We start from the raw sequence: 11,144 nt of genomic DNA on the forward strand, positions 1-11,144 counted from the left end.
CTGCGCCGTCGAATGTCGAAGGTTTGCCACAGCTGCGGGCGCGGTCCCGCTTTCGGACAGAGCCGCAGCCACTCGATGCGCGCCACCAAGCGGCGCTTCGATCCGAACCTCCAGAAGGTCCGGATCCTCGTTGGCGCCGCCCCGCGTCGCGTGTACGTCTGCACGCGCTGCCTCAGGGCCGGCAAGGTCACCAAGGCCGTCTAGTTCGTCGGCCGCCTGTCGGCCGACGGACCCGCTACGGTCGCTGACGTGTCCGACCCGAGTCTCGTCCGTTTCCGCGTGGCGGTCCAGGGTGCGCTTGCGCACCTGGAGTCCCGCCGCCAGGAGATCAACGACCTCAACGTCTTCCCGGTCGCCGACGGCGACACCGGCGACAACATGGCGCTCACGCTGCGCGCCGTGCTCGCCGAGCTGGACCGCCTCGAGGCCGAGGCCGGCGACCGCACGGTCGACGAGATCGGCCGCGACGAGATCGTCCAGACCGTCGCCCGCGCCGCCCTGCTGGGCGCACGCGGCAACTCCGGCGTCATCCTCTCCCAGCTGATCCGCGGCGCCGCCGAGGAGCTGGTCTCGCGCCCCGGCGAGCTGGTCGATCCTGTCCTGCTCGGCGCCGCGTTCGCGAACGCCGCCCAGCGCGCCTACGCGTCGGTCCGCGCGCCCGCCGAGGGCACGATGCTGACCGTCATGCGCGACATGGCGACCTCGATCGCCCACGACCTCGCGCACCTGCCCGAGGACCAGCGCCGGCTCGCGTCCGCCGATCCCGAGGCCCAGAACGCGATGATCGGCGCCGCCCTGGAGCGCGCGATCGTCGCCGGCGAGGCGTCGGTCAAGCGCGGCCCCGAGCTGCTGCCCGCGCTGCGCGAGGCGGGCGTCGTCGACGCCGGCGGCTACGGCGTCATCATCATCTTCGCGGGGATCGTCGCCGCCCTGAAGGGCGAGGCGCCCGAGCTCGACCACTACGCGGCCGCGCGCGTCTCGCACCCCGAGCACGACTCCGAGACCTACCGCTACTGCACGAACTTCGCGGTCACCGGCAACGGCCTGGACGCGCAGAACTTCGTCGGCAAGCTCGAGGACATCGGCGACTCGGTGCTCGTCGTCGGCGACGACGCGACGCTGAAGGTCCACGTCCACACCGACGACCCCGAGCAGGCGACGCTCGTCTTCGACGGCGCCGGCGAGGTCAGCCGCCTCGACGTCGCCGACATGCACGCGCAGGTCGTCGAGCGCGCCGAGCGCCTGGAGTCGGCCAACGGCAACGGCCACGGTGCTGCAGCGCACGGCGAGGCGGGGCCGGAGACGAGATGTGGCGTCCTCGCGGTCGTCCGCGGCGACGGCCTGACCGCGCTGTTCGAGTCCCTCGGCGCGCGCGTCCTCGACGGCGGCCCGACGCTCAACCCCTCCACGATGGAGATCCTCGCGGGCATCCACGACGTCCCCGCCGAGGAGGTCGTCGTCCTGCCCAACAGCCCCAACGTCTTCATGGCCGCCGAGCGTGCCGCCGAGCTGAGCGACAAGAAGGTCCGGGTCGTCGCGTCGCGCTCGCAGCAGGCCGGCCTGGCCGCCGCGTTCGCGCTCAACGCCGACCGCTCCGCCGACGACAACGCCGCCGCGATGCAGGAGGCGCTCGACGCGGTCCGGACCGGCGGCGTCGCGCCCGCCGCGCGCCAGGATCCCGAAGGCCGCTTCACGATCGGCGACGCCGTCGGCTACGTCGGCGACGACCTCGTCGCGTGGGGCGAGCCCGACAAGACGCTGCAGATCGTCCTCGGGCAGTTGAGCGCCGACGCCGAGCTGGTCACCTGCATCGAGGGCGAGGGCGCGCCGCTGGACGGGAACGCCGTCGCGGCGCTCGCGCCCGCCGGTGTCGAGCTCGAGCTCGAGGACGGCGGTCAGCCGTCCTGGTGGTGGCTGCTCGCCGCTGAGTAGGTGGCTGTGAGCGAGGCGCCCGCGTTCGGACCCGGCCTCACCCCGCCGCTGGGCTTCGCGGAAGCGCGCGAGCTCACCGCCGAGGAGCTCTGGCGTGCGCCCGTCCGGACGCCGAAGCCCTCGCGTCTGGCCCAGGAGCTGGACATCAAGAACCCGACCGCCGCGGGCGGCGCCGAGGCGCTGGGCCTGCTGACCGTCGGCGACCTGCTCCAGCACCTGCCGCGCGCGACCGGCGAGGCGCGGACGATCGCCCAGCTTCAGGTCGACGAGGTCGCCACCGTGCTCGTCGAGGTCAAATCGATCACCTCGCGCCCGGTCCGCCGCCGTGGGATGAAGCCGCTCGTCGAGGCGACGGTCTCCGACGGCACCGGGATCATGAGGGCCACGTTCTTCAACCAGCCGTGGCTGTCGGCCCAGTACGCGCCGCCGACGCGGCTGATGCTGTCCGGCAAGTACCAGGACCGCAACCGCTTCCGCGTCAACGCCCACGCCAAGACCGACGCGGTCGCGGCGGTCGGCTCGGAGGCCGCGCAGTACCCGGCGACCAAGGGCATCAACTCGACCCAGATCCTTGCGCTGGTGCAGGAGCACCGACACAAGGTGCATGACTTCACCGACCCGCTGCCGCTGAGGCTGCGCCTCGCCAACGGGCTGCCCGACCGGGCGACCGCGCTGGCCGCCGCGCACTTCGGGCCGGACATGGAGGGCGGCCGCCGGCGCCTGGCGTTCGACGAGCTGCTGATCGACCAGATCGTCCAGCTGCGCCTGCGCCAGGAGCGGCGCGCCGACATCCACGCGGCGCCGCTCGCGGACGCGCCGTCGCTCTCCGCCGAGTGGCGCGCGACCGCGCTGCCGTTCACGCCGACCGGCGACCAGGTCAACGCGATGGACGAGGTCGACGAGGATCTCGCCCGCGAGCGCCCGATGCAGCGGCTGCTGATGGGGGAGGTCGGGTCCGGCAAGACCGTCGTGGCGTTGCACACCATGTTGCGCGCGGTCGAGCACGGCGGCCAGGCCGCGCTGATGGCGCCGACCGAGACGCTCGCCGAGCAGCACTTCGCGACGCTCCAGTCGCTGATGCCGGGCTCGATGATCTCCGCCGCGCTGCTGACGGGATCGACGACCACCGCGCGCCGCCGCGAGACGCTGGCGCGACTCGCATCCGGCGAGCTGAAGCTCGTCGTCGGCACCCACGCGCTGATCGAGGACGACGTCGCGTTCGCCAACCTGATGGTCGCCGTCGTCGACGAGCAGCACCGCTTCGGCGTCCGCCAGCGCGCGGCGCTCGACGCGAAGGCGCCGAAGGGCCTCGTCCCGCACCTCCTGCACATGACCGCGACGCCGATCCCGCGCACGCTGCGCCTGGCGAACTTCGGCGCGCTCGACGTCACCGCGCTGCGCGAGCTGCCGCGCGGGCGCCAGCCGATCACCACGCACGTGTGCTCCACCGAGGCCGAGCGCCACCGCGCCTACGAGCGGATCCGCGAGGAGCTGCGCGCCGGGCGCCAGGCGTTCGTCGTCTGCCCGCTGGTGAGCGAGTCCGAGGCCCTCAACGCCCGCGCCGCCACCGCCGAGTACGAGCGGCTGAAGACCGGCGAGCTCAGGGACTACGAGGTCGTCCTCCTCCACGGCCAGATGCGCCCCGCCGAGAAGCAGGCGGCGATGGAGCGCTTCGCGGCCGGCGCGGCGCACGTCCTGGTCGCGACGACGGTCATCGAGGTCGGGATCGACGTCCCCAACGCCACGATCATGCTCGTCGAGGACGCCGACCGCTACGGGATCTCCCAGCTGCACCAGCTGCGCGGGCGCGTCGGCCGCGGCGAGCACGCGTCGCTGTGCCTGCTCTTCGGCCCGCGCGAGTCCAAGCGCCTGCAGGCGCTGGCGATGAACGGCGACGGCTTCCGGCTGGCCGAGATCGACCTCGAGCTGCGCGGCGAGGGCGAGCTGACCGGCACGCGCCAGTCCGGCATGGCGCGCTTCCGCTTCGCCCGGCTGCCCGACGACGCCGCGGTCCTGGAGCGCGCGTTCGCGGTCGCCGAGGACCTCCTGCGCGCCGATCCGGAGCTGCAAGAACCCCAACATGAGCTTCTGCGCGCCGAGCTGGCGCGCGCCGAGGCCGCACCGGTCGCCGCATGAGAGTCGTCGCCGGCACCCTCGGCGGTCGCCGTTTCGACGCGCCGCCCGGCCAGGACACGCGTCCGACGTCGGACCGCGTGCGCGAGGCGCTCTTCTCCGCGCTCGGCGACATCCACGACGCGCGCGTCCTCGACCTCTTCGCCGGCTCCGGCGCGCTGGCGATCGAGGCGCTCTCGCGCGGTGCGGCACAGGCGGTCCTGGTGGAGAACGACGCCCGCGCGGCCGCCGTCATCCAAGGCAATTTGAAGGCCTTGGACCTCCCGCAGGAACGCGCCCAGGTGCGTCGCCGCGACGCCCTCCGGGTACTGCGCGACGCATCCGACGTGGGCGAGTCATACGATCTCGTCTTCCTTGACCCTCCGTACCGGCTCGCGACCGGGCTCGGACCGGAGCTGGCGCCCGCGCTCACTCCGCTTCTGGCCCCCGGCGCGCGCGTGATCGGGGAGAGCGACCGGCGCACGCCGCTCGACCTTCCCGGCTACAGCACGACGTTCGAACGCCGTTACGGCGACACCCTCCTTCGCATCCACACCGCATGACCGACGAGAAGCGCATCGCCGTCTGCCCCGGCAGCTACGACCCGATCACCAACGGGCACCTGGACATCATCACGCGCACCGCCGCGCAGTTCGACGAGGTCGTCGTGGCCGTCGTGAACGTCTCGGTGCGCAAGAACCAGCCGATCTTCGGGATCGAGGAGCGGCTGTCGTTCATCAACGAGGCGACCGGGCACCTCGGCAACGTCCGGGCCGAGCCGTTCAGCGTGCTCGTGGTCGACTTCGCGAGGACGATCGGGGCCCGGACGATCGTCAAGGGCCTGCGCGCGATCTCCGACTTCGAGTACGAGCTGGAGATGGGTCAGCTCAACCGGATGCAGGCTCCCGACGTGGACACGCTCTACCTCATGGCCAGCCCGCAGTACAGTTTCCTCAGCTCCTCAGGAGTCAAGGAGCTCGCCACGTTCGGCGGTGACATCGACAGCCTCGTGCCGGAGCGCGTCGCACGCCGCCTGAAGGAAGAGCTCACCCGATGAAGAAAGACGCTTAGCCATGGACGTCCTGGTCCTCATTGACAAGCTCGACGACCTTGTCCACAACGCCAAGAAGGTCCCTCTCACCGACGAGGTGCGGGTGGATCGCGAGCAGATCTACGACATTCTGGATCAGATGCGCGCGACCATCCCTGAGGAGATCAAGCAGGCGCGGTGGATCGTCAAGGAGCGTCAGGAGATGCTCGCCGAGGCCAAGCGCGAGGCGGAGCGGATCGTCAAGGACGCCGTGCGCAAGCAGGAGGAGCTCGTCTCCGATCAGGAGGTGACGCGTGAAGCCGAGCGCGCCGCCGAGGAGATCGTCGAGGACGCGCGTGCCCGTGAGCGGGAGATCCGCCTGGGCGCCGAGGACTACGCCGACGAGATCCTGAACACGCTCGAGGTGAACCTGTCCAAGTTCATCGCCGCGGTCCGCCGCGGGCGCGAGCGGCTGCAGGGCAAGGAAGAAGAGGACTCGGTCGAGGCCGCGTGATCACGGCCCTGGGGGCCGCGATCACGTAGCGGGTGTCGGCCCTGGGGGCCGAACCCGCGGTTCCGGGTAAGTCGGCGTCAATGGACATCGAGGTCCTCGACACCGACATCACGACGCTGGCGGTCGACGCGATCGCCAACGCGGCGAACACGCGGCTGCTGCACGGCGGCGGCGTGGCTGGGGCGATCGCGCGGGCCGCTGGGCCTGCGCTGGATGCCGAGTCGCGCGACGCCGCTCCGATCTCGCTCGGCTCCGCGGTGGCGACCACCGCGGGGGACATGCCGTCGCGCTGGGTCATCCACGCGGCGACGATGGAGCTGGGTGGGCCGACGAGCGCCGCGATCATCCGCGACTGCACGGCGGCGACCCTGGCGTGCGCCGAGTCGCTCGGCGCGTCGTCGTTGGCGCTCGTCGCCTTCGGGACCGGTGTCGGCGGCTTCCCGCTGGCCGAGGCGGCGCGCATCGAGGCCGAGGAGGTCCGGCGCCACCTCGCGTCCGGAACGTCGTCGCTTCAGCGCGTCGTGTTCGCGGTGCGCGGGCCCGACGCGGTCGCCGCGTTCACCGACGCGCTCGCCGCATGACCGTCGCCCGCCGTCTCATCGTGACCGGCCGCGTCCAGGGCGTCAACTTCCGTGGCTGGGCCCAATCGCACGCGGGCGCGCGCCAGGTCGACGGCTGGGCCGAGAACCGCAACGACGGCTCCGTCGAGGTCTTCCTCCAGGGCGACGCCGACGCGGTCGCCGCCGTCGAGCGCGCGGTCGGCGAGGGCCCATCCCACGCGCGCGTCGACGCGCTGGCCGGCGAGGACGCCGCGGTGCGCGACGACCTCGCCGGCTTCGCCCGGCGGTGACCGGCGCGCGAGCACGCGCAGCGTAGAACTTCTTTTCGGTAACGCTTTTGCATCGGTTTGCAGCTCAGTGCTGTGCGGTTCTTCAGCCGTGCTCGCCGGCGACGGCGCGCCGGATATCGTCGGCGTCGGCAATACCGTGCGACTGTGAGGCCGGAACCCGATGGCATCCACCGACGGGTTGCAGGTCACCCGGGACGAGCGGCAGACGGACGGTGACGGAGGGGCGTCGTGCCTCCCGAAGCGGCGGCCGATCAGGCCGACCAACACCGGCATGCGCTTCGACCCGTTGCTGCCGTTCGAGTCGTGGAGCGCGATCGGGGCGAAGATCGGGGCGCACGCGAACGCCAGCGCCTGGTGGCTCGGCGACTGGATCGCCTTCGGTCGCGTGAAGTACGGGCGGCGCTACAAGGAGGCGCTCAGCGTGACCGGGCTGGACTACCAGACCCTGCGCAACTACGCGGCCGTCGCCCGGCGCTTCGAGCCGTCTCGCCGCCGAGCGGACCTCAGCTTCCAGCACCATGCCGAGCTCTCGGCGCTGCCCGACGAGCTCCAGGACCGCTGGCTCGCCGCGGCGGTCGCCGGCGGCTGGTCGAAGGCCGAGCTCCGCCGTCGCGTGCGTGAGGCCGTCGCGCCCACGGCCCGATGCGACGCGCCACGGACGATCCGCCTCTCCGTCCCCGCGAGCCGGGAACAGCGGTGGCGCGACGCGGCCGAGCAGACGCGCAGCGACTTCGCCGCCTGGGCGGCGAAGATCCTCGACGACGCGGCAGGCGCCGTCCTCGACGAGAGCGGGCCCGGCGAGGAGCCCGGTCGCGTCGTGCTCTGAGGGGTCGCTCGACGTCCCGCCGGCGGGACACGCGATGGCTCCGGAGGCGCTGCGCGCCAACGTTGCGGCCTTCGACGCGTGACCCGCGCAGAATCCTTGACCGTCCGAATCGGCCCGGTCTAGCTTGATCCGCCGTGCCGGCCCAGCTCCGTCCCACCGGGATCCCCGCCTCTGGCGTCTCAGACGACCGCAACGTCGCGGGCGACGCCGTCGCCCTGACCGTGTTCAGCACCGTCCGGCGCTGGGGCCTGCTCGAGCTCCCGCTGTTCTTCCTCGTCCTGCGCAAGGCCCCCAGGTCGCTGACGACGCTCAGGCGGCTGTCGTTCATCCAGTCCGCGCGGTGGTCGCTGCTGCGCGAGATCCCCTACAACGGGCCCCCGCAGCCGCGCGTCACGCTCCGCCATCCGCACCTGTACTTCGAGAGCAACTTCAACGGTGGCTGGGAGGAGTACATCGACGCGTTCTCGTTCCTGCTCACCACGGGGATGTTCGGCTTCTGGGGGAGCTCCTACGGCTTCCCATGGGCGCTGCCCTCGGCGCCGTTCAAGGCCTACATCCGCGAGCACGCGTACACCGCCAGCCACTACTACTCCGCCTATCCGGAGGCCACGGCCACCATCGTCCAGCAGGCCCTGGAGCTCGAACCCAAGGTCAGGGCGCTGTGCGACCAGGCACCCGACCTGTCGCCCGCGGAGTTCGCGGTCGCGTGGCGCCGGACCCTCAACGAGGTCCAGCAGTGCCTCTGACGGCCAACACCCTCGGTCAGGTCTACGCGCTCACGGTCCTGACGCCGATCGCGCCGCACGCCGAGGACGCCCTCCGCGCCACGCTCGCGCGGTTCGAGCACGAGGGCAGCCCGTTCGGCGACCTCGGCCGCACGCATTTCGCACGCTGGGTCGTGATCGAGGACTTCGTCAACGACCCGTCGCAGCCGACCGAGGACCATCTCGCCTGCCACTACCTCCTGTTCAGCGCAACGCTGGACGGCGAGCTCGACTCCTACCTCGACGCGCTCTGCGCCAAGGACTGGGCGGCGGAGGTGTGGGGCGCGTGCATCGGCGCGCCCGGTCCGTCCCAGAGGGCAGCGCTCAAGGCCTACCTGAAGCACAACCAGATCGACACCGGGCTCTTCTTCTGCGCCTATCCCGACGCGCGGGTCGAGCATGTCCTGCGGGCACTGGAGCTGCGCCGGTCGTTCGTCGACTTCGTCGTGGACGCGCAGGCGCTCGAGCCGGAGGCCTTGGCCGCGGCGTTCCGCACGAGGTTCTGCGGGTCATGACGTCGCGCCTCGACTACGCCGATCTCCAGGGCGACATCCTGCGCGCGCACGGGAACTCGTACGACCGCACGTCCTACGTCTTCGTGGAGCTCCCCGACCCGGGCGCCGGCCGTGCGTGGCTCAGCCACCTGATCCCGAGGGTGACGAGCGCGGCATGGCGCGGGGCCGAGGGGCCGGACACCGCGCTCAACGTGGCGTTCACCGCCGCGGGACTCACGGCCCTCGGGGTCCCCGAGCGGGTGCTCGAGACGTGCTCGGAGGAGTTCCTCCAGGGCATGGCGGCCAGAGCCCGCGAGCTGGGCGACGCCGGGCCGAGCGCCCCGGAGAGGTGGGAGCAGGGCCTCGGCACCGGGGAGGCCCACGTCCTGGTGACCGTCAACGCCAAGGGCGAGCAGGCGCTCACGGCAGCGCTCGAGGAGCTGATGGCGGGGATCGCCGACCACGGGCTCGCGATCGGCCACCAGCACGACGCGCAGCTGCTCGCAGGCGCCCGCGAGCACTTCGGCTTCGCCGACGGTGGCGCTCAGCCGGCGATCGAGGACGTCAACGAGGACCAGAAGAACGGCGGCGGCACGCCCGACAGGAAGGGCGGATGGCGCGCGCTGGCGCTCGGCGAGTTCGTCCTCGGCTTCGAGGACGAGGAGTCGCGCTCGGCGCCCAGGTGGCGCCCGCGACCGATGCCGAGCGCGCCGGCGGATCCGCTCGGCCGCCACGGCACGTACATGGTCTGGCGCAAGCTCTACCAGGACGTCGCGCTGTTCCGGCGCACGCTGCGCGATGCCGCCGAGCGCTACCACGCCGGCGACGAGGAGCTGCTGGCGGCCAAGGTCGTCGGGCGCTGGCGGGACGGCAGCCCGCTGGTCACCGCGCCGGCACGGCCCCAGCCCGGCTTCGATCCCGCGGCTCCCGGCGCCAACGACTTCCGCTACGGCGATGACCCTCTAGGCCTTGCGTGCCCGCTCGGCGCGCACATCCGGCGCTCCAACCCACGCGATGCGCTCGACCCGGAGCCCGGGCCGGACGGCGGCGACGGCAAGCTCACGTTCCGCCATCGGATCATCCGCCGCGGGATGCCCTACGGGGCGCCGCTGCCGCCGGGCGTCCTGGAGGACGACGAGCAGGACCGCGGCCTCGTCTTCGTCTGCTTCAACGCGAGCATCTCGCGCCAGTTCGAGAGCATCCAGCGGCAGTGGCTGAACGACGGCAACGTGTTCCACGTCGGTCACGACTCCGACTTCCTGCTCGGGGCCAACGAACGGCTCGGCAAGATGACGGTCCAGGGCGATCCGCCCTTCCTGCTCGAGCCGCAGGCGCCGTTCGTCGTCACGCGTGGCGGCGAGTACCTCTTCGTGCCGGGGATCACGGGACTGGCGGCGATCGCCGATGGCGTCACCGGCTAGCGGCATCCTCCAGACGGTCACCGATCACCTGCGCCCGGTGCTCACCGTGCTGCGCCGGGTGCGCCCGATCGTCGTCGTCGGCAACAACGCGATGGTCACGCGCGCCGATGACGTGCGCGCCGTCCTGGGCGACCACGAGCACTTCACGGTCTCGCACTACGCGCCGAAGATGGCGGCGGCCAGCGGCCCGTTCATCCTCGGGCTCGACGACACCGAGCTCTACCGCCGCGACCACGCGGCCCTGCGCGCCGCCATCCGCGCCGAGGACGTGCCCGCGCTCGCCGACGCGACGCTTGCTGCCGCCCGGGAGCGCGTTGCCGCAGCCGGCTCCCGCATCGACGTCGTCTCGCAGCTCGCCGATCCCGTGATCGACGGCGTGATCGCGGCCTACTTCGGGACGCCGGGGCCCGACACGCCGACGCAGCTGCGCTGGGCGCGCGACATCTTCCAGGACGTCTTCCTCAACGTCGGCAACGGCGCGGTCGTCCACGACCGCGCGCTCGCGGCGGCGAGCGAGATGCGCGAGCACCTCGACCGGCTGATCGCCGAGCGGCGGGCGCAGATCGAGGCGGGCGAGGACGTCGCCGACGACGTGCTGACCCGGCTGCTGCGGACGCCGCCCGAGGACGGCGGTTTGCACGACATCGCCATCCGCCACAACTTCCTCGGGTTGATCGCCGGCTGGATCCCGACCGTCTCCAAGGCCTTCGCCATGGTCGTCGAGGAGCTGCTGCGCCGTCCGCGTGAGCTGGCCGGGGCGCAGCGCGCCGCGCGCGACGGCGACCACGAGCTCGTCGCCGCCTACGTGTTCGAGGCGCTGCGCTTCCGCCCCCAGACGTGGGCGCTGCTGCGGATCTGCGGGACCGAGCAGGTCATCGCGCCGGGGACCCGCCGGGCGACCAGGATCCGCGCGGGCGCGCGCGTGCTCGTCGCGACGCAGTCGGCGATGTTCGACCCGCGTGCGGTCGAGGCGCCGGGGCAGTTCCGCGTCGACCGCCCCTGGAGCACCTACCTGCATTTCGGCGACGGCCTCCACACCTGCTTCGGCCTGCAGATCAACCGTGTCCATCTGCCCGCCCTCGCGACCGCGCTCCTCGAGGGCGCGCCGATCGCGCGGCTGCCCGGGGCCTCCGGGCGCCTGCGCACCGAGGGTCCCTACCCAACCGCCCTGGGCGTCGCCCTGAGGCCCTGACCGTCCGCC

13 protein-coding genes are annotated in these 11,144 nt (G+C 72.4%); all 13 read left to right on the forward strand.

From position 1 onward, the window contains the following. Window positions 1-12: 12 nt before the first annotated feature. The 13 genes from rpmB (at window position 13) to H030_RS33230 (ending at window position 11,135) form a co-directional block, all read left to right on the forward strand. Window positions 13-204, forward strand: a complete 192-nt coding sequence (rpmB, locus tag H030_RS0118015) for a 50S ribosomal protein L28 (protein WP_027007131.1) — start codon at window positions 13-15, stop codon at window positions 202-204. Window positions 205-249: 45 nt separating this feature from the next. Continuing rightward, complete coding sequence (locus H030_RS0118020) at window positions 250-1,932, forward strand: DAK2 domain-containing protein (RefSeq protein WP_196809180.1); 1,683 nt, start codon at window positions 250-252, stop codon at window positions 1,930-1,932. Between the two features lie 6 nt (window positions 1,933-1,938). Beyond that, window positions 1,939-4,068 (forward strand): ATP-dependent DNA helicase RecG, encoded by a 2,130-nt coding sequence (locus tag H030_RS33220; protein WP_051223047.1) that lies wholly within the window; start codon window positions 1,939-1,941, stop codon window positions 4,066-4,068. Further along, window positions 4,065-4,607 (forward strand): 16S rRNA (guanine(966)-N(2))-methyltransferase RsmD, encoded by a 543-nt coding sequence (gene rsmD, locus H030_RS0118030; protein WP_027007133.1) that lies wholly within the window; start codon window positions 4,065-4,067, stop codon window positions 4,605-4,607. The genes H030_RS33220 and rsmD overlap by 4 nt, the downstream gene beginning before the upstream one ends. Beyond that, entirely contained in the window at window positions 4,604-5,101 is a 498-nt protein-coding gene (gene coaD / locus H030_RS0118035; protein ID WP_027007134.1) for a pantetheine-phosphate adenylyltransferase, read from the forward strand. The genes rsmD and coaD overlap by 4 nt, the downstream gene beginning before the upstream one ends. Before the next feature lie 16 nt (window positions 5,102-5,117). Then, window positions 5,118-5,588 (forward strand): hypothetical protein, encoded by a 471-nt coding sequence (locus H030_RS0118040; protein WP_027007135.1) that lies wholly within the window; start codon window positions 5,118-5,120, stop codon window positions 5,586-5,588. Between the two features lie 80 nt (window positions 5,589-5,668). Further along, window positions 5,669-6,169, forward strand: coding sequence for a macro domain-containing protein (locus tag H030_RS0118045; protein WP_027007136.1), 501 nt, complete (start codon window positions 5,669-5,671; stop codon window positions 6,167-6,169). Continuing rightward, the gene (locus H030_RS0118050) at window positions 6,166-6,438 is read left to right on the forward strand and encodes an acylphosphatase (protein WP_027007137.1); all 273 of its coding nucleotides are present in this window, start codon (window positions 6,166-6,168) and stop codon (window positions 6,436-6,438) included. Before H030_RS0118045 ends, H030_RS0118050 begins: the two co-directional genes overlap by 4 nt. Before the next feature lie 160 nt (window positions 6,439-6,598). After that, window positions 6,599-7,264, forward strand: coding sequence for an LmbU family transcriptional regulator (locus H030_RS33225; protein ID WP_051223049.1), 666 nt, complete (start codon window positions 6,599-6,601; stop codon window positions 7,262-7,264). 134 nt (window positions 7,265-7,398) lie between these two features. Continuing rightward, window positions 7,399-8,010 (forward strand): hypothetical protein, encoded by a 612-nt coding sequence (locus H030_RS0118060; protein ID WP_027007138.1) that lies wholly within the window; start codon window positions 7,399-7,401, stop codon window positions 8,008-8,010. Next, complete coding sequence (locus tag H030_RS0118065) at window positions 8,001-8,543, forward strand: hypothetical protein (RefSeq protein WP_027007139.1); 543 nt, start codon at window positions 8,001-8,003, stop codon at window positions 8,541-8,543. Before H030_RS0118060 ends, H030_RS0118065 begins: the two co-directional genes overlap by 10 nt. Next, entirely contained in the window at window positions 8,540-9,943 is a 1,404-nt protein-coding gene (locus H030_RS0118070) for a Dyp-type peroxidase (protein ID WP_035127911.1), read from the forward strand. The genes H030_RS0118065 and H030_RS0118070 overlap by 4 nt, the downstream gene beginning before the upstream one ends. Next, window positions 9,927-11,135, forward strand: a complete 1,209-nt coding sequence (locus H030_RS33230; RefSeq protein WP_051223051.1) for a cytochrome P450 — start codon at window positions 9,927-9,929, stop codon at window positions 11,133-11,135. The genes H030_RS0118070 and H030_RS33230 overlap by 17 nt, the downstream gene beginning before the upstream one ends. The last annotated feature ends 9 nt before the right edge of the window (window positions 11,136-11,144 follow it).

The organism is Conexibacter woesei Iso977N, assembly GCF_000424625.1.
Taxonomy (GTDB): Bacteria; Actinomycetota; Thermoleophilia; order Solirubrobacterales; family Solirubrobacteraceae; genus Baekduia; species Baekduia woesei_A.